General features: G+C 68.0%; 13 protein-coding genes. 4 read left to right on the forward strand and 9 right to left on the reverse strand.

Going from position 1 to position 22,368, the window contains the following annotated elements; translation table 11 throughout:
• Positions 1-54: 54 nt before the first annotated feature.
• The 4 genes from FOC67_RS13140 to FOC67_RS13155 form a co-directional block, all read right to left on the reverse strand.
• Entirely contained in the window at positions 55-1,011 is a 957-nt protein-coding gene (locus FOC67_RS13140) for an AraC family transcriptional regulator (RefSeq protein WP_003109534.1), read from the reverse strand.
• Between the two features lie 206 nt (positions 1,012-1,217).
• A complete protein-coding gene (locus tag FOC67_RS13145) occupies positions 1,218-4,373 on the reverse strand; it encodes an efflux RND transporter permease subunit (RefSeq protein ID WP_003139106.1) in 3,156 nt (1,051 codons plus the stop codon).
• A gap of 22 nt (positions 4,374-4,395) precedes the next feature.
• Positions 4,396-5,850 (reverse strand): efflux RND transporter periplasmic adaptor subunit, encoded by a 1,455-nt coding sequence (locus FOC67_RS13150; RefSeq protein WP_003109532.1) that lies wholly within the window; start codon positions 5,848-5,850, stop codon positions 4,396-4,398.
• 52 nt (positions 5,851-5,902) lie between these two features.
• A complete protein-coding gene (locus tag FOC67_RS13155) occupies positions 5,903-7,189 on the reverse strand; it encodes a TolC family protein (protein ID WP_009314150.1) in 1,287 nt (428 codons plus the stop codon).
• A gap of 512 nt (positions 7,190-7,701) precedes the next feature.
• Here FOC67_RS13155 and FOC67_RS13160 point away from each other — a divergent pair.
• Together FOC67_RS13160 and FOC67_RS13165 are read left to right on the forward strand one after the other, a co-directional pair.
• Positions 7,702-8,376, forward strand: coding sequence for a heavy metal response regulator transcription factor (locus FOC67_RS13160; RefSeq protein ID WP_003089900.1), 675 nt, complete (start codon positions 7,702-7,704; stop codon positions 8,374-8,376).
• Complete coding sequence (locus FOC67_RS13165) at positions 8,373-9,791, forward strand: sensor histidine kinase (RefSeq protein WP_003089902.1); 1,419 nt, start codon at positions 8,373-8,375, stop codon at positions 9,789-9,791. The genes FOC67_RS13160 and FOC67_RS13165 overlap by 4 nt, the downstream gene beginning before the upstream one ends.
• A gap of 8 nt (positions 9,792-9,799) precedes the next feature.
• Here FOC67_RS13165 and FOC67_RS13170 read toward each other — a convergent pair whose 3' ends face one another.
• The 5 genes from FOC67_RS13170 to muxA form a co-directional block, all read right to left on the reverse strand.
• Positions 9,800-10,054, reverse strand: a complete 255-nt coding sequence (locus tag FOC67_RS13170) for a hypothetical protein (RefSeq protein ID WP_003111752.1) — start codon at positions 10,052-10,054, stop codon at positions 9,800-9,802.
• A gap of 112 nt (positions 10,055-10,166) precedes the next feature.
• Positions 10,167-11,663: a multidrug efflux RND transporter outer membrane subunit OpmB gene (gene opmB / locus FOC67_RS13175; protein WP_009314149.1), complete on the reverse strand. Its 1,497-nt coding sequence runs from the start codon at positions 11,661-11,663 to the stop codon at positions 10,167-10,169.
• Positions 11,660-14,770 (reverse strand): multidrug efflux RND transporter permease subunit MuxC, encoded by a 3,111-nt coding sequence (gene muxC / locus FOC67_RS13180; RefSeq protein ID WP_003089914.1) that lies wholly within the window; start codon positions 14,768-14,770, stop codon positions 11,660-11,662. Before muxC ends, opmB begins: the two co-directional genes overlap by 4 nt.
• On the reverse strand, positions 14,767-17,898 hold the full coding sequence (muxB, locus tag FOC67_RS13185) for a multidrug efflux RND transporter permease subunit MuxB (protein WP_009314148.1): 3,132 nt from the start codon (positions 17,896-17,898) through the stop codon (positions 14,767-14,769). Before muxB ends, muxC begins: the two co-directional genes overlap by 4 nt.
• Positions 17,895-19,175, reverse strand: a complete 1,281-nt coding sequence (gene muxA / locus FOC67_RS13190; protein ID WP_003111498.1) for a multidrug efflux RND transporter periplasmic adaptor subunit MuxA — start codon at positions 19,173-19,175, stop codon at positions 17,895-17,897. Before muxA ends, muxB begins: the two co-directional genes overlap by 4 nt.
• Positions 19,176-19,431: 256 nt before the next feature.
• Here muxA and FOC67_RS13195 point away from each other — a divergent pair, with 256 nt between their 5' ends.
• Both FOC67_RS13195 and FOC67_RS13200 read left to right on the forward strand, forming a co-directional pair.
• Complete coding sequence (locus FOC67_RS13195) at positions 19,432-20,865, forward strand: TldD/PmbA family protein (protein ID WP_003131289.1); 1,434 nt, start codon at positions 19,432-19,434, stop codon at positions 20,863-20,865.
• Positions 20,865-22,190, forward strand: coding sequence for a TldD/PmbA family protein (locus FOC67_RS13200; protein ID WP_003089937.1), 1,326 nt, complete (start codon positions 20,865-20,867; stop codon positions 22,188-22,190). The genes FOC67_RS13195 and FOC67_RS13200 overlap by 1 nt, the downstream gene beginning before the upstream one ends.
• Positions 22,191-22,368: the final 178 nt, after the last annotated feature.

The raw sequence follows: 22,368 nt of genomic DNA on the forward strand, positions 1-22,368 counted from the left end.
ATATCCGTTGCCTGCGGATCGCTGGCCGATTCCTGCACGCCGTGGCGGTCGGCGCTAGGCGCGCCGGCGCAGGGTTTCCGAAGGCAGCTCGCCGAACTGCCGGCGATATTGCTCGGCGAAGCGGCCGAGGTGGGCGAAACCGAAGTCCAGGGCCAGTTCGGTGAGGTTGCGTACCCGGCAGCCGGGGTCTTCCAGGCAGGCGCGGATGCGCTCCAGGCGCAGCCGGCGAATGTATTGCCGAGGGCTCTCGCCAAGCTGGCGCTCGAACAGCGCGTACAGCGAACGGGTGCTCATGTGCGCCTGCTCGGCCAGCGCCGCGACCTCGATCTCGCTCTGCAGATGGCGGCGGATATAGGCATCGAGGCGGGCGAAGACGACCTGCGCATCGCCGGGGTCCTCGCGGCTGACATTGGTCTTCAGCAGGGTCAGCAGCTTGCTGCCGAGGATCTGCTCGAAGTGGCTGTCGACCCGCGCCAGCCGCTCGCCGGACTCGGCCTCGCGGCAGACCAGGGCGAGCAGGCCGACGAAGCCTTCCAGCTGGTCCAGGCGATAGCGATGTTCGAGGAAGCGCACGCCGCGTGCCGGATGGCTCCAGCGCTGCTCGGCGCAGATCGCTTCGAGCAGCGCGCAGGGCAGCTTGACGATGAATTTCTCGCAGTCCGCCGAATAGGTCAGGTCGACCGGATCGTCCGGGTTGATCAGCAACAGCTCGCCCGGCGCCAGGGCGTGTTCCTGCCCGCCGCCGCGCCACAGGCAGTGGCCGCGCAGGAGGATCTGCAGGTGGAAGATGCTTTCCAGCGCCGGCGAGGTGACCCGTACCGCCGCGCCGTAGCTGATCCGGCACAGGTCGAGGCTGGCGAAGGTGCGGTGGTCGAGGCTGGCTTGCGGCCTGCCGGCGGCCGGCAGGCGTATGCAGTGCGTACCGACGTGCCGGTTGACGTAGCCGGACACCGCATAGGGGTCGGCACGTTCGAACACCCGGCTGCGCTCGCTGAGCAAGGAGGCATTCATGGGCAGGACACTCAGGCTGCTATCGTTGTTGTTATCGCCGCGCGGCGCCAAGCGCCGGGCGCGGAACGTCCACCCACACTACGCAAGCCCCCCGCCGGCGACAATCCGGGCCGGCAATCGCGTGCGATAATCGAACGGAATCCGTCCAACGGCCAACGAAAAAGGGCCGCCAGGGTTTCCCCTGCCGGCCCGCTTGCGCGCCCGCTTCAGCCGGCCGCCGGCGTCTCCTCGCGCGGTCCGGCGTCGCGCCCGTGGGTCCAGCGATAGAGCACCGGCAGCACCAGCAGGGTCAGCATGGTCGAGGACAGGATGCCGCCGATCACCACCGTCGCCAGCGGCCGCTGCACCTCGGCGCCGGTGCCGGTGGCCAGGGCCATCGGCACGAAACCGAGGGACGCCACCAGGGCGGTCATCAGCACCGGACGCAGGCGGGTGATGGCGCCCTCCCACACCGCCTGGTCGAGGCTGCGTCCTTCCTGCAACAGGTTGCGGATGAAGGAGATCATCACCAGGCCGTTGAGCACCGCCACCCCGGACAGGGCGATGAAACCCACCGCCGCCGAGATCGACAGCGGTATCCCGCGCAGCCACAGGGCCAGCACCCCGCCGGTGAGGGCGAAGGGGATGCCGGTGAACACCAGCAGGCCGTCCTTGACGTTGTTGAACATGGCGAAGAGCAAGGTGAACACCAGCAGCAGCGCCACCGGCACCACTACCTGCAAGCGCTTGGCGGCGGACTGCAACTGTTCGAACTGGCCGCCCCAGGTGGTCCAGTAGCCGGCCGGGATCTTCACCCCGTCCTGCAGCTTCTGTTGCGCTTCCAGCACGAACGAGCCGATGTCGCGACCGCGCACGTTGGCGCTGACCACGATGCGCCGCTTGCCGTTCTCCCGGCTGATCTGGTTCGGTCCCGGCGAGAGGTCGAGGCGCGCCACGTCCGACAGCGGGATGAAGTCGATCCGCGCCAGGTTGTTCGGCGGCAGCGGGATCAGCAGGTTGGACAGTGCCGGCAGGTCGGCGCGCAGGGTTTCCGGCAGGCGGATGACGATGTCGAAGCGGCGGTCGCCCTCGAACAGGGTACCGGCATTGCGTCCGCCGAGGGCGGTGGCCACGGTGTCCTGGATGTCGCCGACATTGAGGCCGAAGCGTGCCGCCTTGTCGCGGTCGATGTCCACCGTCAGCACCGGCAGGCCGGTGGTCTGCTCGACCTTCACCTCGGAGGCGCCGTCGATGCCTTGCAGCACCTTGGAGATCTTCTCCGCAGTGTCGTTGAGCACCTGCATGTCGTCGCCGAAGACCTTCACCGCGACGTCGCTGCGCACCCCGGAGATCAGTTCGTTGAAGCGCAACTGGATCGGCTGGGAGAACTCGTAGACGCTGCCCGGCACCTCAAGGGCCGCGGCCTGCAATTCTTCCAGCAGCGCCTCCCGCGACTTCTTCGGGTCCGGCCACTGGCTCTGCGGCTTGAGCATCACGTAGCTGTCGGAGGCGTTCGGCGGCATCAGGTCGGAGGCGATCTCGGCGGTCCCGGTGCGGGCGAAGACCCGCTCGATCTCCGGGAACTTGCCCATCAGCTTCTTCTCCAGGGTCTGCTGCATCTCGACCGACTGGGTCAGGCTGGTGCCCGGCACCCGCAGGCCCTGCATGGCGAAGTCGCCCTCGCTGAGGCTGGGAATGAACTCGCTGCCCATCCGCGAGGCCACCAGCGCGGTGAGCAGGATCGCGCCGAGGGCGCCGCCGACCACCAGCGCGCGGTGTCCGAGCACCCAGCGCAGCGCCGGTTCGTAGGCCAGACGCGCGCGGCGCATGACGAAGTTCTCCTCCTCCTTGACCTTGCCGGTGATGAACAGCGCGATCGCCGCCGGGACGAAGGTCACCGAGAGGATCATCGCGCCAAGCAGCGCGGTGACCACGGTGAACGCCATCGGGTGGAACATCTTCCCCTCGACCCCGGTGAGGGCGAAGATCGGCAGGTACACCACCATGATGATGATCTGGCCGAAGATCAGCGCCCGGCGCGCCTCCCTGGACGCGGCGAAGACCTCGTGGAAACGTTCCGCGCGGGTCAGCTGGCGGCCGTGGTGGGCCTGGGCGTGGGCCAGGCGGCGGATGGCGTTCTCGACGATCACCACGGCGCCGTCGACGATGATGCCGAAGTCCAGCGCGCCGAGGCTCATCAGGTTGGCGCTGACCCTGTTGCCGACCATCCCGGTGAAGGTGAACAGCATCGACAGCGGGATGATGGTGGCGGTGATCAGCGCCGCGCGGATGTTGCCGAGGAACAGGAAGAGCACCGCGATCACCAGCGCCGCGCCTTCCACCAGGTTCTTCTTCACCGTGGCCACGGCCTTGTCCACCAGGGTGGTGCGGTCGTAGACGGTGATCGCCTTGACTCCCTTGGGCAGGGTCCGGTTGATCTCCTCCAGGCGCTGGCCGACCGCCTGGGCCACTTCCCGGCTGTTCTCGCCGATCAGCATGAACACCGTGCCGAGCACCACTTCGCGGCCGTTCTCGGTGGCCGCGCCGGTGCGCAGCTCCTTGCCCAGGCCGACCTCGGCGACGTCGCGGATACGGATCGGCACGCCGTCGACGTTGGAAACGATAATCCCGCGGATATCGTCCATGTCCTTGACCTGGCCCGGCGCGCGGATCAGCAACTGCTCGCCGCGCCGCTCGATGTAGCCGGCGCCGACGTTCTCGTTGTTGCGCAGCACGGCGTTCTGCAGGTCGCCGAGGGTCAGCTTGTAGGCCGCGAGCTTCTTCGGATCCGGGGCGATGAGGAATTGCTTGGCGTAGCCGCCGATGGTGTTGATCTCGGCCACGCCCTTCACGTTGCGCAACTGCGGACGGATGATCCAGTCCTGGATGGTGCGCAGGTCGGTGGGCGTGTAGGCGCTGCCGTCCTCCTTGGTCGCGCCCTCCTCGGCCTCTACCGTCCACAGGTAGATCTCGCCGAGACCGGTGGAGATCGGCCCGAGGGTCGGCGAGATGTCTTCCGGCAGTTGCTCGCGCGCCGTGCTCAGGCGTTCGTTGACCTGCTGGCGGGCGAAGTAGATGTCGGTGCCTTCCTCGAAGATCACCGTCACCTGGGAAATCCCCGGCCGCGACAGCGAACGGGTTTCCTGCAAACCCGGCAGGCCGGCCATGACGGTCTCCACCGGGTAGGTGATCCGCTGCTCCACTTCCAGCGGCGAGTAGCCGGGGGCGGCGGTATTGATCTGCACCTGGACGTTGGTGATGTCCGGGACCGCGTCGATGGACAGCTTCTGGTAGCTGCCAATGCCGACCCCGGCCATCCCCAGCACCGCCAGCAGGACCAGCCAGCGTTGCTCGATGGCGAATTGGATGATGCGTTCGAACATGCGAAGACTCCTGGAGCGGGACTCAGTGACCGTGTTCCGCCGAGCCCTTGCCCAGTTCGGATTTGAGGATGAAGCTGCCGCTGGCGGCGACCTGGCTGCCGGCGCGCAGGCCCTCGAGGACCTCGACGCGCTGGCCGTCGCTGATGCCCAGCTTGACCGGCTGGACCACGAAGCCGTCGGCCACGCGGACGAACACCACGTCCTCGCCGTCGACGTTCTGCACCGCGCCGTCGGCGACCGTCAGGACTTCCTTGCGGGTCGCCTCGGCCACCTGCACGGAAACGAACAGGCCCGGGCGCCAGGTGCTCTCGGGGTTGCTCAGGGTGACCCGGGCGGTGGCCGCGCGGGTCTGCTCGCCGAGCAGGTCGCCGATGTAGGACACGGTGCCCTCCACCTCGCTATCCAGCGCCTGGGCGAGCACCTTGACCTTGCTGCCGACGCGGACCTGGCCGAGCAGTTGCGCGGGCACGTTGAAGGTGGCCCAGACCGAGGACAGGTCGGACAGGGTGAAGACGTTGGCGGTGCCGTCCACCGGCTCGCCCTGGGTCAGGTGCTTTTCCACCAGCACCCCGGCGAACGGCGCGCGCAGCTCGTAGCGGTTGCCGCCCTGCAGGCTGGGATTGCCGCCGAGCGCGGCGATCTTCGCCCGCGCGTTGTTCAGCGCGATCTCGGCTTCCTGCAAACCCTGGCGGGCGAGCAGGAATTCCTGCTCGGCGGAGATGCCCTCCTTCCACAGCTGCTGCTCGCGCTTGTAGGTGCTCTGCGCCAGGCTCAGGCGGCGCTGGGCGGCGGCGAATTCGCTGCGCTGGTCGGACAACTGCGGGCTGCTGATCACCGCCAGCAGCTCGCCCTGCTTCACCGCCTGGCCAAGGTTGGCCGGCACGCTGTCGACGATCCCCGGCAGGCGCGGGACGATATGCGCGGTGCGGTCCTCGTTGAAGCGGATCTCGCCGGGCAGCGAGACCACCTGGGCCAGGCTGATCGTCCGCGCCGTATCGAGGGTGATGCCGGCGGCCTCGATCTGCTCGGCATCCAGCTCCAGCTTGCCCTCCTCGCGGGTGAAGGCGAAGTCGTAGCCCTGCTTGCCGGCCATCAGCTTGAGGCGCGCGGTGAAGGCATGCGGCTCGGCGATCCCGGCATTGGCCACCAGGCCATCGCCGCTGGCCTTGAACAGCAGGTCCTCGACCTCGCCGGTGGCGCGCTCGACGTCGGCGCCGAGGACCACCTCCTGCGGCGCCAGCGCCTTGCCGCCGCGCTCGACCCAGGCCTTGAGCGGGCTGCCGTCCTCCGGCACCAGCAGTTCCAGGGTCAGGTCGCCCTGGCGCAACAACATGCCGCCGCGCGGTCCGCTGCCCTCGCCCTCGGCGGCCGCTTCGCCGGCGCCGGCCGGCGCCTTGCCGCCCAGCTCCAGGTAGGCGCCGCCGCCCAGGCCGAGCAGTGCCAGTGCGGTCACCGCGATAATCGTCTTCTTGCCCATTCTGTTCTCCCGAACCGTTCGGGGGGCGCGCCGGCGGCCCGCCCCGGAAATCTCACTGGCCGAGGTGGCCGATGTCTTCGCCGAGCAGGCGCTCCATGCTCACCCGCGCCTGCGCCGCGGCGTCCAGCGCGCGCACGTACTGGGCACGGACGCCGACCAGGGTGCGCTGGGCGTCGAGCACGTCGAGGAAGTTGAACTTGCCCATCTCGAAGCCGCGGGTCATCGAGTCCAGCGCGCTCTGTGCGCCGGGCAGCAGGTCGCGGCGGACCAGCGCCAGCTCCTGTTCCGAGGTGCGCAACTGGTCGTAGGCCTGTACCGCTTCGCTGCGCAGACGCAGCTGGGTCGCGCGCTGCAGGTCGCGGGCCTGGTCGGCGCGGCTCTGGGCGGCGTAGATGTTGCCCTGGTTGCGGTCGAACAGCGGCAGCGGCATCGACAGGCCGATCAGGTTGACCCGTTCGCCACGTCCGTCGCGGGCGGTCTGGTCGTACTTGCTGCCGATGCTGACCGTCAGGTTGGGGATGCGCTGGCGCTTCTCCAGGTCGACCTGGGCCTCGCCGCGCGCTACCTCCTGGGCCGCCAGGCGCAAGGTCGGCGACTCGTCGAGATGGCGCAGCAAGGCGCCACGGGTGATGCTCGCCGGCACCGCGTCGAGCGCACCGCCGACCCTGGCGAAGCCTGGCTGCGGCTCGTCCCAGGTGCTCGACAGCTGCACATAGGTGCGCTGCTGCTCCAGCTCCGCCTGGCTCAAGTCGAGCTGGGCGTTGTCCGCCAGGACCTGGGCGCGGACCCGTTCCACCGAAGAGATGCTGCCGGCCTTGACCCGTCGGTCGGCGGCCTGCAGCGCGCGCCTGGCCAGGTCCAGGGAGGTCTTCGCCAGGCGCACCCGCTCCTGCGCGGTCAGCGCCGCGTAGTAGGCGCCACGGACCTGGGCCCGCAGTTCGGCGCGACGGACTTCCAGTTGGGTCCAGGCGATCTCGCTGCCGCGTTTCGCCACCTCCACCCGCGCGCCGCGCTTGCCGCCCAGCTCCAGCGGCTGGGCGATGCTGACGCTGGTCTGGCGATTGCCCTGGCGGGTGTCCTCGACGCTCCAGGACAGATCCGGGTTGGGGATCAGCCCGGCCTGCTGCCGCGCGCCGCTGGCGATCTCGGTCTCGCGCCCCACCGCCGCCAGCTCGGGGTTGCTCCGCAGGGCCCGCTCCAACGCCTGCTCGAGGCTGATCGAAGTGCCGTTGAAACTCACCGGCGCCTCGTTCGCCAGGGCCGGCAGGCCCAGGCAGAGTCCCATCAGTAGCCAGCAGGCGCGTTTCCCCGCGCTGGCCAGTGGCCGAAGTATCGGCATGTTCCGCTCCTCGTCTGCTGATCGTCGTCGGCGACGGCGATCCATTACCGGCCCGGAACCACGCAACCGTTCATCGGCGATATCTCGCCGGCGATATTCGAAGTTGCACTTCCGGGATGCGGCAGATGTTAGGTAGCGGGGCTTATCGGCAAGGTGACGGAAGAATTACAAGTCGGTAATGAATATTCTCCACGGACAATTAGCGGTTACACTTCGGCAACCTTCGAAGAGACTGGCAATAGTTGGATGAAACATAGGGACAAAAGCAACATGCGCTTACAAAAGGCATTGCCCCTCACGCCCAGCGGTGCTTGCGCCGCGGACATTTCCAAAGTTTTCAGGCGGACTCCCGGGAGAACTACCCGGTCATTCGATAATTATCATCGAAGCAGCGCAACGATATGAAATTACATTTCCAGGACTCTATCCAGGCAACGCCCGCAATGTAACTTTATAGCAATGCACTTAAACATTTACTTGCAAATGAATCCATACTTTATATAGGGGCGAACATGCGCATCCTTATTATCGAAGATGAAGTCAAGACTGCCGACTACCTGCACCAGGGCCTGACCGAAAGCGGCTACATCGTCGACCGCGCCAACGATGGCATCGACGGCCTGCACATGGCCTTGCAACACCCTTACGAACTGGTGATCCTCGACGTCAACCTGCCCGGCATCGACGGCTGGGACCTGCTCCGCCGCCTGCGCGAACGCAGCAGCGCGCGGGTGATGATGCTCACCGGGCATGGCAGGCTGACCGACAAGGTGCGCGGCCTCGATCTCGGCGCCGACGACTTCATGGTCAAGCCGTTCCAGTTCCCCGAACTGCTGGCGCGGGTCCGCTCGCTGCTGCGCCGCCACGACCAGGCACCGATGCAGGACGTCCTGCGGGTCGCCGACCTGGAGCTGGACGCCAGCCGCCACCGGGCCTTCCGCGGCCGGGTGCGGATCAACCTGACGACCAAGGAGTTCGCCCTGCTGCACCTGCTGATGCGGCGCAACGGCGACGTCATCACCCGGACGCAGATCATCTCGCTGATCTGGGACATGAACTTCGACAACGACTCCAACGTGGTGGAAGTCGCCATCTGCCGCCTGCGGGCGAAGATCGACGACGGCTTCGACCTCAAGCTGATCCATACCATTCGCGGCGTCGGCTACGTCCTGGAAGCGCGCCGATGACGCCACCAGGCCGACTGTCGCTGCGCCTGGCCCTGCTGGTCGGCGCCCTCGGCGCGCTGCTGGCCCTGGCGCTCGGCGCGATGGCGCACTGGAACCTCGGCCGCGAGCTGGAAGCCCGCGAGCGGGAAAACCTGCAATTGAAGCTGGAGCAGATCCGCCACAGCCTAGAAGACGATCTCGACCTGCGCAGCGACCCGGCCGTACAGGCGCATGCCCTGCAGGACCAACTGGTGGCTCACAGCGGCCTGCACCTGAGCATTCTCGACAGCCGCAGCGGCCAGCCGCTGATGAGCTTCGGCGACCAGGCCGCGGCCAGCGTCGCGGCCAACCGCGCGCTTCTCGCCCGCTTGCAGGCGGATGCCCGCCAGCCGGTGTTCCAGAGCTGGAGCACCGGCAACGACCAGCGCCTGCTGAGCATCGGCGCTTCCATGCGCATGAAGAACGGCACCCCGGTACAGGTGTTGCTGAGCAGCGAGCGCAACGCCGACGAGCGCCTGCTCGACGGTTTCCTCCGCGCCACCCTGCTGGCCCTGCCCTTCCTCCTGCCATTGATCGCCCTGGCCGCCTGGTGGGTGGTGCGTGCCGGCCTCGAACCGTTGAACCGCTTCCGCCGGGTGGCCGCCCAGGTCAGCCCGCAGGATCTCTCCTACCGCATCCCCGAGCAGAACCTGCCGCGCGAGCTGGACAGCCTGGCCCGCAGCTTCAACCACATGCTCGGCCGCCTCGAGGATGGCGTACGCCAGCTCTCGCAGTTTTCCGACGACCTGGCCCACGAACTGCGCGCGCCGATCTGCAACCTGCTGGTGCGCAACCAGGTGCTGCTCAGCCAGCATCGCGACAGCGCGGCATACCGCGAAGCCCTGGAGTCCAATGCCGAGGAACTGGAGCGGCTGTCGCGGATCGTCACCGACATGCTGTTCCTGGTGCAGGTGGACAACCCGGCGATCCAGGCCCAGTTCGGCTGCGTCGCCCTGCACGAGCAGGCGGCCAAGGTCATCGACCTGTACGAGATGGTCGCCGAGGACAAGGGCGTCGAACTGCGCCTGTCCGGCAGCGGCTTCGCCCACGGCGACAACCTGATGATCCAGCGCGCCATTTCCAACCTGGTGTCCAACGCCGTGCGCCACACCCCGCAAGGCGGGCGCATCGACGTGCGGATCGGGGAGCGCGCGGGGCACACCGAGGTGAGGGTCAGCAACGACGGCCCGGGCATCCCACCGGAGTACCTGCCGCACCTGTTCGAGCGCTTCTACCGCCGCGCCGGACGCCAGACTGGAGCCCAGGCCGGCACCGGCCTGGGACTGGCCATCGTGCAATCGATCATGGCCTACCACGGCGGCCGCGCCGAAGCGGAAAGCGTACCGCAGCAGAAGACCCACCTGCGCCTGCTGTTCCCTTCGACGGGCGCTGCCTGACGCCGGTTTCAGCAACCGGCGCGGCGCCGCCACAGCCGGTACTCGCCGCAGAAACCGGCGAGGAACAGCGCCAGGCCGAGCGCCAGCAGGGTCCAGGGCGTCCGCAGCGGGGCGCGCTGGAGCGGCGGATCGCCGTGCAGCAGGACGAAGCATTGCAGCAGCGCCCAGAACATCGCGGCGACGCCGCCAAGCATGGCCAGGCGGCACAACCAGCCGAGCCAGTAGCCTCGGCGCGAGGGCTTTTCCGGAAACTTCCCCGACACGTATTCACCTCCACATCCGCCGCCGCACTCTAGCCGAGACGCGGACGGCGGTGTGTCATGCAAGCGCAATAGCGGGGAAAGGCATTCGTCAGGAACAGGCAGCGAGAAGAACTCAGGGCGAAGGCGGCAGGCCCTCCTCGACCCGGCCGAGCCGCTCGTCGGTCCGCTCGATGTCGGCGCTGTCCCAGCCGCCGCCCATTGCCGCGATCAACTGGACGCTGGCGGTCAGGCGGCTGCCGAGCAGGGTCAGCACGGTGCGTTCGTTGCTCAGCGCGGTGGCCTGGTTGGTGACCACGTCGGTGTAGTCGACGGTGCCGGTCTTGTACTGGTTCTCGGCCAGGCGCAGTGCCTCGCGGGCCGACTCCAGGGCTTCGCGCTGCACCCCGCTCTCCTCGTCGAGGACGCTCAATTGCACCAGGTAGTCCTCCACCTCGCGGAAACCGTCGAGCACGGTCTGCCGGTAGGTCGCCACGGTCTGGTCGTAGGTCGCCTCGGCCTGGTCCACCTGGGAGCCGATCAGGCCGCCGTCGAACAGGGTCATGGCGAACTGCGGGCCGATCGACCAGAAGCGGTTCGGCGTGCTGATCCAGTTGCTCAGGCTGCCGCTGCGGTAGCCGCCGGCGGCGCTCAGGGTGAGGTCGGGGAAATAGGCGGCCTTGGCCACGCCGATCTGGGCATTGGCGGAAATCACCTTGCGTTCCGCCGAGGCGATGTCCGGCCGTCGTTCGAGCAATTGCGACGGCACCACTGCCGGCAGGTCCGGCAGCTTCGGCACGCTCGCCACCGGCGGCAGGTTGAATTGCGCCGGCGGCAGGCCGACCAGCACGGCGATGGCGTGCTCCAGCTGGGCACGCTGGTACTTCAGGTCGATGGCCTGGGCCTGGGTGCTTTTCAGCTGGGTGCGGGCCTGGGCCACGTCGGCCCTGGTGACGATGCCGGCGCGGTATTTGTTCTCGGCCACCTTCAGCGAACGCTCGTAGGCCGTCACCGTGTCGTTGAGCAGGCGGATCTGTTCGTCCATCACCCGCAGTTGCAGGTAGTTCTGCGCCAGTTGCGACTGCTGGCTGAGGCGCACCGCGGCGAGGTCGGCGGCGCTGGCATGCAGGCTCGCCTGGTTGGCCTCCAGTTGCCGGCGCAGCTTGCCCCAGAGGTCGACCTCCCAGCTGACACTGAGGTTGGTCGAGTAGCTGGTACTGATCGCGCCAGAGCCGCCGCTGCTCACCGTCGAGCCTCCCGGCAGCAACACGGTGCTATCGCCGCCGCCCTGGCCGCTGCGGGTCTTGCCCACGTTGCCGGTGATCGACGGGAAGAACGCGGCCCGCGCGCCGCGCACCAGCGCCTCGGCCTGGCGGAACTGCGCCACCGACTGGGCCAGGGTCTGGTTGGAACGTTCCAGGTGCATCTGCAGGTCGTTCAGGGTCTGGTCGCCGTACAGCTCCCACCAGGCGCCGCGCTGGAACACGTCGCGCGGCTCGGCGCGGCGCCAGCCTTCGGCTTCCTTGAATTCGGCGGGCACCGCCAGGTCCGGTCGCTGGTAGTCGGGGCCGATGGCGCAGCCGCCGAGGGCGGCGACCAGGGCCAGGGCGAGCAACGAGGGGGTGTGTTTCATAGGGGTGTCTCCAGCGCACCGTCCGTGCGTACGCCGCGTTTCTGGTTGACCCAGTGGCGCAGGCGGTCGAGATAGAGGTAGACCACCGGGGTGGTGTACAGGGTCAGCAACTGGCTGCCGATCAGCCCGCCGACGATGGTGATGCCCAGCGGCCGGCGCAACGCGGCGTCGCCGCCGATGCCGAAGATCAGCGGCAAGGCGCCGAGCAAGGCGGCCAGGGTGGTCATCATGATCGGCCGGAAGCGCATCATGCAGGCCTCGAGGATCGCCTCGCGCGGGCTCAGGCCGTGGTTGCGCTCGGCCTCCAGGGCGAAGTCGATCATCATGATCGCGTTCTTCTTGACGATGCCGATCAGCAGGATGATGCCGATCAGCGCGATCAGGCTCAGCTCGCTGCGGCAGAGGATCAGCGCGAGCAGCGCGCCGACCCCGGCCGAAGGCAGGGTCGAGAGGATGGTCAGCGGGTGCACGTAGCTCTCGTAGAGGATGCCGAGGACGATGTACACCGCCAGCAGCGCCAGGAGGATCAGCCAGGGCATCTGGTTCTGCGTGTCCTGCACCGCGCCGGCGTTGCCCTCGAAGCTGGTCTGCACGTCCACCGGGATGTGCAGCGGCTCCAGGGCCTGCATGATGGCCTCGCGGGTCGGGCCGATCTGCGCGCCCGGCGCCAGGTTGAAGGACAGCGTGGTGGCGGCGAACTGGCCCTGGTGGTTGACCTCCAGCGGTGCCCGGCTCGGTTCGTAGTGGCTGAACGCGGACAGCGGCACGCGCTGGCCGTCGTTGCCGATCACCTGGACCTGGCGGAGGATCTCCGGGCTCTGCTGGTACTGCTGGTCGACCTCCATCACCACCCGGTACTGGTTCAGCGGGTTGAAGATGGTCGACACCTGGCGCTGGCCGAAGGAATCGTTGAGCACCGCGTCGACCATTTCCACGTTGATCCCCAGGGTCGCCGCACGGTCGCGGTCGATCACCAGGCGGGTCTGTACGCCCTTGTCCTGGGAGTCGCTGTTGACGTCCACCAGCTGCGGCAGCTTGCGCATCGCCGCCTCGACCTTCGGCGCCCATTCGCGGAGCAGGGTCAGGTCGTCGCTGCGCAGGGTGAATTCGTACTGCGCGTTGCTGTCGCGGCCGCCCAGGCGCACGTCCTGGCCGGCATTGAGATAGAGCGCCGCGCCGGGCACCTTGGCGATCCGCTCGCGCAGCCGGGTGAGGACCTTCTCCACCGGGTCGCGTTCGCCGATCGGCTTGAGGGTGACGAAGAACGAACCGGTGTTGCTCGACTGCCAGCGGCCGCCGCCGATGAAGCCGACCACGTTTTCCACCGCCGGATCGGAAGAGAGGATCTTGCGGTACTCGCCCATCTTCGCGCTCAGGGACTGGAACGAGATGCTCTGGTCGGCCACCGCGTAGCCGCGCAGGCGCCCGGAGTCCTGCTGCGGGAGGAAGCCCTTGGGCACCACCACGAACAACCAGAGGTTCATGGCGATGCAGGCCAGCATGATCACCACCATCAGCCGCGAGTGCTCCAGCGCCCAGCCCAGGCTGGCGCGGTAGCGCAGCATGAAGGCGGCGAAGAAGCGATCGCTGCGCCGCGCCAGGGAAGCGCCTTCGGGCCGTTTCAGCGGACGCAGCAGACGCGCGCAGAGCATCGGCGTGAGGGTCAGGGATACCACCAGGGACACCAGGATCGCCGCCGAGAGAGTCACCGCGAACTCGCGGAACAGCCGTCCGGTGAGGCCGCCCATGAGCAGCAGCGGGATGAACACCGCGACCAGCGAGAGCGTCATCGACAGCACGGTGAAACCGACCTGGCGGGCGCCGGTGATCGCCGCCTGGATCGGCGGATCGCCCTCCTCGATGCGTCGGGCGATGTTCTCCACCACCACGATGGCGTCGTCCACCACGAAGCCGGTGGCGATGATCAGCGCCATCAGCGACAGGTTGTTCAGGCTGAAGTCGCACAGGTACATGACCGCGAAGGTGCCGATCAGCGAGACCGGCACCGCCAGGCTGGGGATCAGCGTGGCGCGGCCGTTGCGCAGGAACAGGAAGACCACCAGGATCACCAGCGCCACCGAGATCAGCAGGGTCAGCTCGGCCTCTTCCAGCGACGCGCGGATCGACGGGCTGCGATCATCCATCACGTTCAGCTTGACCTGCGGCCCGAGCAGTTCCTGCAACACCGGCAGTTGCGCGTGGATGGCGTCGGTGGCCTCGATGATGTTGGCGCCGGGCTGGCGGGTGACGATCAGCAGCACCGCCGGCAGGTCGTCGGAGAAGCCGGCGTTGCGCACGTCCTCCACCGAGTCGCTGACCTTGGCCACGTCGCCGAGGCGCACCGCGGCGCCGTTGTCGGCGTTGTAGTGGATCACCAGCGGCTCGTACTCGCGGGCCTTGCGCAACTGGTCGTTGGCGTCCACCTGCCAGTGCTTGTCGTCCTTCTCGACGGCGCCCTTGGGGCCGTTGCTGTTGGCCGCGGCGATGGCCGTGCGCACGCTGTCCAGGGACAGCCCGTACTGGCTCATGGCATCCGGGTTGAGGTCGACCCGCACCGCCGGCAGCGAGCTGCCGCCGATGCTCACCTGCCCTACCCCCTGCACCTGCGACAGCTTCGGCGCCAGCACGGTCGAGGCGAGGTCGTACATCTCGCCGCGACTCTGGGTCTCCGAGGTCAGGGTGAGAACCATGATCGGCATGTCCGAGGGGTTGGCCTTGCGGTAGCTGGGATTGTTCGGCATGCCGCTGGGCAGCAGGCTCATCGCGCCGTTGATCGCCGCCTGCACCTCGCGGGCGGCGCCGTCGATGTCCTTCTCCAGGTCGAACACGAGCACCACGGTGGTCGAGCCCAGCGAACTGCTGGAGGTCATCTCGCTGATCCCGGCGATCCGTCCCAGCGAGCGCTCCAGCGGCGTGGCCACCGACGAGGCCATGGTTTCCGGGCTGGCGCCCGGCAGGCTGGCGCTGACCACGATGGCCGGAAAATCGACGTTGGGCAGCGGCGCCACCGGCAGCAGGCCGAACGACAGGGTGCCGGCGAGCAGCAACGCCAGGGTCAGCAGCGTGGTGGCGACCGGGCGGCGGATGAAGGGCGTGGACAGACTCATCGCCCGGCGTCCCCGTCGAACCCGGCCTCGGTGTTCAGGTCCAGCCCGCGCTGCTTGCGCCAGGCCGCCCAGCGACGGGCCAGGCGGTCGAAGTAGAGATAGATCACCGGGGTGGTGAACAGGGTCAGGACCTGGCTCAGCAGCAGGCCACCGACCATGGTGATGCCCAGCGGCTGGCGCAGCTCGGCGCCGGCGCCGCCGGCGAGCATCAGCGGCAGCGCGCCGAGCAGCGCGGCCATGGTGGTCATCAGGATCGGCCGGAAGCGCAGCAGGCAGGCCTGGTAGATCGCCTCATGGGGCGGCTTGCCTTCGTTGCGCTCGGCGTCGAGGGCGAAGTCGATCATCATGATCGCGTTCTTCTTGACGATGCCGATCAGCAGGATGATGCCGATGATCGCCACGATGCCGATCTCCTGCCCCGCCAGCATCAGCGCCAACAGCGCGCCGACCCCGGCCGAGGGCAGGGTCGAGAGGATGGTCACCGGATGGATGAAGCTCTCGTAGAGGATGCCCAGGACGATGTACATGGTCACCACCGAGGCGAGGATCAGCAGCAGCGTGTTCGACAGCGAGGCCTCGAAGGCCAGCGCCGCGCCGCGGAAGCTGCCCTGCATGCTCAGCGGCAGCTCCAGGCTGGCCTCGACGCCACGGATCGCCTCGACCGCCTCGCCCAGGGAGTAACCCTTGGCCAGGTTGAACGACAGGGTCGCCGAGGGGAACTGGGCGATATGGTTGATCGCCAGCAGGGTATGCCGCTCCTCCACCTTCGCCAGGCTCGACAGGCGCACCTGGGTGCCGTCGCTGGACGGCACGTAGAGCTGCTCCAGGGCCTGCGGGCCGAGCTGGAACTGCGGCGCCACCTCCAGCACCACGCGGTACTGGGTGGCCTGGGTGAAGATGGTCGAGATCAGCCGCTGGCCGAAGGCGTTGTAGAGCACGCTGTCGATGTCGGAGAGCTTCACGCCGAGGCGCGAGGCGGTGTCGCGGTCGATGTTCAGGTAGGCCTGCAAGCCCTTGTCCTGCCAGTCGCTGGCGACGTCGGCGAGCTGCGGCAACTCCTGCAGCCGCGCCACCAGCTTCGGTACCCACTCGGCGAGCACGTCCGGGTCGGCGTCCTGCAAGGTGAACTGGTACTGGGTGCGGGCGACCCGGTCCTCGATGGTCAGGTCCTGCACCGGCTGCATGTACAGCTTGATCCCGGGCAGGTGGTCGAGTTCGGGCTGCAGGCGCTGGATCACTTCGCTGGCGGTGACGTCGCGCTCGCTGTGCGGCTTGAGGTTGATCAGCAGGCGGCCGGTGTTGAGGGTCGGGTTGCTGCCGTCGACGCCGATGTAGGAGGACAGGCTGGCCACCGCCGGGTCCTTCAGCACCACCTCGGCAAGGGCGCGCTGGCGCTCGGACATGGCCTGGAAGGAGATCGACTGCGGCGCTTCGGCGACGCCCTGGATCACCCCGGTGTCCTGCACCGGGAAGAAGCCCTTGGGCATGGCCAGGTAGAGCAGCGCGGTCAGCGCCAGGGTGGCGATGGCCACCAGCAGGGTCAGCGGCTGGTGCCGCAGGACCACCCGCAGGGCCTTGGCGTATTGTGCGATCAGACCATCGATGACCCGCCCCGCGGCGCGCGCGAAGCGGCCCTGCTGGTCCTCGTCGACGTGGCGCAGCAGCTTGGCGCTGAGCATCGGCGTAAGGGTCAGGGAGACGAAGCCGGAAATCAGGATCGCCACCGCCAGGGTGATGGCGAACTCGCGGAACAGCCGCCCGGCGACGTCGCCCATGAACAGCAGCGGGATCAGCACGGCGATCAGCGAGAAGGTCAGCGAGATGATGGTGAAGCCGATCTGCTTCGAGCCCTTGAGCGCCGCTTCCAGCGGCGAGTCGCCCTGCTCCAGGTAGCGGGCGATGTTCTCCACCATGACGATGGCGTCGTCGACCACGAAGCCGGTGGCGATGGTCAGCGCCATCAGGGTCAGGTTGTTGATCGAGAAGCCGGACAGGTACATCACGCCGAAGGTGCCGATCAGCGACAGCGGCACGGCGAAGCTGGGAATCAGGGTGGCGTAGACGTTGCGCAGGAACAGGAAGGTGACCATCACCACCAGCGCCACCGCCAGCGCCAGCTCGAACTGCACGTCCTTGACCGAGGCGCGGATGGTGGTGGTGCGGTCGGTCAGCACCTGCACGTCGAGATTCCCCGGCAGGGTCGATTGCAGCTGCGGCAGCAGCGCCTTGATCCGGTCGACCACCTCGATCACGTTGGCCCCCGGCTGGCGCTGGATGTTCAGCACCACCGCCGGCAGGTTGTTGGCCCAGGCGGCCAGGCGCACGTTCTCGGCGTCGTCCTCGACGCTGGCGACGTCGCGGATGCGCAGCGGCGAACCGTTCTTGTAGGCGATGATCAGGTCGCGGTAGGCGTCGGCCGAGCGCAACTGGTCGTTGGCGTCCAGGGTCGAGGCACGGGTCGGGCCGTCGAAGCTGCCCTTGGGGCCGTTGAGGTTGTTGCTGGTCACCGTGCTGCGCAGGTCCTCCAGGCTCAGCCCGGCCGCCGCCAGCGCCGTCGGGTTGGCGCGCACCCGCACCGCCGGACGCTGGCCGCCGCTGATGCTGACCAGGCCGACCCCGGAGATCTGCGAGATCTTCTGTGCCAGGCGGGTATCCACCAGGTCCTGGATCTGCGGCAGCGGCATGCCATCGGACATCACCGCCAGGGTCAGGATCGGTGCGTCCGCCGGGTTCACCTTGCTGAACACCGGCTGGTTCGGCAGGTCGTTGGGCAGCAGGCTCTGCGCGGCGTTGATCGCCGCCTGGACTTCCTGCTCGGCGACATCGAGGTTGCTCTGCAGGCTGAATTGCAGGGTGATCACCGAGGCGCCGCCGGAACTGCTGGAAGACATCTCGTTGAGCCCCGGAATCTGCCCGAGCTGGTTCTCCAGCGGCGCGGTGATCGACGAGGTCATGATCTCCGGGCTGGCACCGGGGTACAGGGTGACCACCTGGATGGTCGGGTAGTCCACTTCCGGCAACGCCGAGATCGGCAGGAAGCGGTAGGCGATCAGGCCCGAGAGCAGGATCGCCACCATCAGCAGGGTGGTCGCGACCGGCCGCAGGATGAACGGGCGGGACGGGTTCATTCAGCGCTCCCGCTACCCACCGAGTCGCCCTGGAGGCCGCTGGGGCGGCCAGTCTGCGGTTTCTGCGGCTCGCCCTCGAGGACCTGCGGGGAGGCCTCGGCGACACGCACTTCCATACCGTCGCGCAGGCGGTCGGTGCCTTCCACCACCACCTGCTCGCCGGCCTTCAGGCCGCTTTCCACCACCACCCGCTCGTTCTCGCTGGTGCCGATGGCGACGCTGCGCTGGCTGACCTTGTTGTCGGCGCCGACCACGTACACATAGATGCCGTTGGTGCCGCGCTGCACAGCGTTGGCCGGAATGGTCAGCACGCCCTTGAGGGTCTGCGCCAGCAGGCGCACGTTGACGAACTGGTTGGGGAACAGCTTGCCGTCGGCGTTCTCGAAGCGTGCCTTGAGCTTGACCGTGCCGGTGGTGGTGTCGATCTGGTTGTCCAGGGTGGTCAGGGTGCCTTCGGCGAGAACCTTGTCCTGGTTGCGGTCCAGCGCGGTGACCGCCAGCTTGCCGGGGCCGTTCATCTGCTCGACGACGGTGCCGATCTGCTGCTGCGGCAGGCTGAACACCACCGAGATCGGCTTGACCTGGGTGATCACCACCAGCGGCGTGGTATCGCCGCTGGTGACCAGGTTGCCGATGTCCACCTGGCGCAGGCCGAGGCGCCCGGAAATCGGTGCGCGGACCTCGGTGAAGGTCAGGTTGAGGCGGGCGTCGTCGACCTGGCCCTGGTTGGTACGGATGGTGCCCTGCAACTGGCGGACCTGGGCTTCCTGGGTATCCAGGGTCTGCTTGGCGATCGAGTCCTCGGCGTACAGCCCCTTGTAGCGCTGCAGGTCGATCTCGGCGTTCTTCAGTTGCGCCTGGTTCTGCATCAGCGTGCCCTCGGCCTGGGCCAGCGCCGCCTTGTAGGTACGCGGGTCGACCACCGCCAGCAGGTCGCCGGCCTTGACCTCCTGCCCCTCCTGGAACAGCACCTTGACCAGCTCGCCGTTGACCCGCGGCTTGACGTTCACCGTGTTGAAGGCGGTGACGGTGCCAAGCGCGTTGAAATGCAGCGCCAGGTCGCCCTGCTCCACCCTGGCCACGCCGACGGTGAGCGCGTTGGCCTTGGGCAGCGCGGCGCCCGGCTTGCCGCCGCGACCGGGTCGCCCGTCGGAGGACGGTGCCGAGGCGGGCGCCGCCAGCCACATCACCAGGCCGATCACGGCGGCGAAGGCCAGGGCGGTGATCAGCCACGGGCGCAGGGTACGGAACTTGGATTTACCGGTCGTTGGAGTCATGGTTCTTCTTCAGGCTTAGAACGGAGGCGCTTTTTCCAGGCTGCACGATAAGCATTGCGGGGGCCCAGGCAAAGCCTCTTTACCCGCTATTTACCCTTGCTTTACCGATAGTTAGGCATTCCGCCCGCATGCTTCGGCGAGCCACCCGCAGCCTGGCACCAGGCTATGACAACAAACGGCTTGCTCCGTTACGGGCGAAGGCTTGAAATAGAGCGTCCTGCACTCGCCCACTCCGCAATCGGCCAGGGACGCACAGATGATCGACCCGTTGAAACACCGCTTCGCGGCGCTCCGCAGTCGCGCCGAATTCCACTCCTTGCGCTACGTCCAGCGTAGCGGCGAGTACCTCTCGGTGCGCCGCAACGTCAGCGAACCGCCGCACTTCAGCCAGGACCGCGGCGCCATGCTCTGCGTACGGCTGAACGGCGTGGAAGCCTACGCCGCCACCAACGATCTCTCCGCGGCCGGCCTGCAGGCCGCCCTGGAGCAGGCCGAACGGCAAGCCGAGCGGATCGCCCGGCACGCCCTGTTCGACGTCCGCGGATTGCCGCCGGCAAGCGGCCGCTCGCAGTATCGCTCGCCGAACCAGGACGCCCCTTTCCCCTCCCTCGCCGAGTGCTACGAACTGCTCGCCGAGGAGTCCGCCAAGGTGCCGCGCGACGAGCGCCTGGTGAACTGGAGCGTATTCCTCGAAGTCAGCCGCCAGGAACAGCTCTACCTGAACAGCGCCGGCGCCGAGCAATACCACGAGCAGCGCTTCGTCTATCCCGGCGCCAGCGTCACCGCCTACGACGGCCATGACAGCCAGACCCGCAGTTTCGGCGGCCACCATGCCGGCCAGCAGGGCGGCGCCGAAGTGATCGAGCGCCTCGGCCTGGTCGGCGCCGCGCCGCGCATCGCCGACCAGGCCCTGCAACTGCTGGCGGCGCCGAACACCCCGAGCGGCCGTTGCGACCTGCTGCTGATGCCGGACCAGATGATCCTGCAGATCCACGAGTCGATCGGCCACCCGCTGGAGCTGGATCGCATCCTCGGCGACGAGCGCAACTACGCCGGTACCAGCTTCATCAAGACCGAGGACTTCGGTCGCTACCAGTACGGCTCCAGCCTGCTCAACGTCAGCTTCGACCCGGAAATCCCCGAGGAACTGGCCAGCTACCGCCAGGACGACGACGGCAGCCCCGCGCGCAAGGAATACCTGATCCGCGAAGGCCGCCTGCTGCGCCCGCTCGGCGGCGCCCTGTCGCAACACCGCAGCGGCCTGGAGGGCGTCGCCAACAGCCGCGCCAGCAGTTGGAACCGCGCGCCCATCGACCGCATGGCCAATCTCAACCTGGAGCCCGGCGACAAGAGCTTCGCCCAACTGGTGGGCGGTATCGAGCGCGGGGTGCTGATGTCCTACAACCGCTCCTGGTCGATCGACGACGCACGCAACAAGTTCCAGTTCGGCTGCGAATGGGGCCAGTTGATCGAGGACGGCGAACTCAAGGGCGTGGTGAAGAACCCCAACTACCGGGGCATCTCCGCGCAGTTCTGGCGCAACCTCAGCGCGGTGGGCGACGCCGGCACCTTCGAGGTGCTCGGCACCCCCTACTGCGGCAAGGGCGAGCCGAACCAGGTGATCCGTGTCGGCCACGCCTCGCCGGCCTGCGTATTCAGCGATGTGGACGTATTCGGGGGAGACGCCTGATGCACCAGAGACAGCATTTCGAAGCCCTCGCCGAGGACCTGCGCCGACACCTGGCCGAGGGCGAGGACTTCACCCTCTGGTACAGCGCCGAGGACTCCGAGTTCATCCGCTTCAACCGGGCGCGGGTGCGCCAGGCCGGTCGGGTGCGCCAGGCCAGCGCGCTGCTCCGGCTGATCCGCGACGAACGCCAGGCGAGCCTCGACCTGACGCTCTCCGGCGCGCCGGAAGAAGACCGCCAGCGTCTGGTCGAAGGCCTTCGGCAACTGCGCCAGAGCCTGGCCTGGATTCCCGCCGATCCCTATCTGCTGCTCGACACCTCGGCCTGGCAGCGAGAGAACCAGGACCTCGGCGCAGCGCCCGACAGCGGCGCGCTGCTGGCCAGCCTCGAACGCCGGGCGCGCGACCTCGACCTGGTCGGCATCTATGCCGCCGGACCGCTGTTCCGTGGCTTCGCCAACTCCTGGGGCGCCTTCGGCTGGCATGCCGGCAGCAGCTTCAACTTCGACTGGAGCCTGTTCCACGGCAACGGCCAGGCGGTGAAGGCCGACTACGCCGGCCAGCGCTGGGACGACGAAGCCTTCGCCCGGCGCTTCGAACAAGCCCGGGAGCAGCTCGGCCACCTGGGCAAGCCGCTGCGCCAGTTGCGCCCCGGCGACTACCGCGCCTACCTGGCGCCGGCGGCGCTCGAAGAAGTCATGCAGATGCTCTGCTGGGGCGGTTTCTCCGCGCGCGCCCTGGCTACCGGCGAAAGCCCCCTGCAACGCCTGCAGAACGGCGACGCCCTGCTCAGCCCGCTGCTGAACCTCGCCGAGCGCCCTGCCACCTCGCCCTCCCCGGCATTCAGCGCGGAAGGCTCGCCGCGCGCCGAGGTCGAACTGGTCGGCAACGGCCGCCTGAGCGGACGCCTGGTGAGTTCGCGCAGCGCCCGCGAATATGGCCTGGTAGCCAATGGCGCCGGCGCCAACGAGGCGCCCACGGCGCTGGACATGGCCGGCGGCAGCCTGGAGCAGGCGCGCATCCTCGAGGCCCTGGATACCGGCCTGTACATCGGCAACCTGTGGTACCTGAACTACTCGGACATGCCCGCCGCACGCCTGACCGGAATGACCCGCTTCGCCACCTTCTGGGTGGAGAACGGCCAGATCCGGGCGCCGGTCAGCACCATGCGCTTCGACGACAGCCTGTACAGCTTCCTCGGCGCCCACCTGGAAGACCTCAGCCACGAGCGCGAACTGCGCCTGTCCAGCAATACCTACGGCGAACGCCAGACCGACTCGATGCACCTGCCGGGCGCGTTGACCGGGCGCTTCACCCTCACGCTCTGAGCCCGCGCGGCGCTCCCCGGCGGTTCGCCGCCCGGGAGCGCCGCGTGCGCAATCCGAAGAACACCCGCCGATATTCTGGCGCCATTATCACGCCACCATAAACGGACCGGCTCCCTCCTCGTTCTCCACTCTGGTGACACACGCCCGAGAGGAACCCACCGCACGCATATCCCATTCG

Source organism: Pseudomonas sp. FDAARGOS_761 (assembly GCF_013343155.1).
Taxonomy (GTDB): domain Bacteria; phylum Pseudomonadota; class Gammaproteobacteria; order Pseudomonadales; family Pseudomonadaceae; genus Pseudomonas; species Pseudomonas aeruginosa.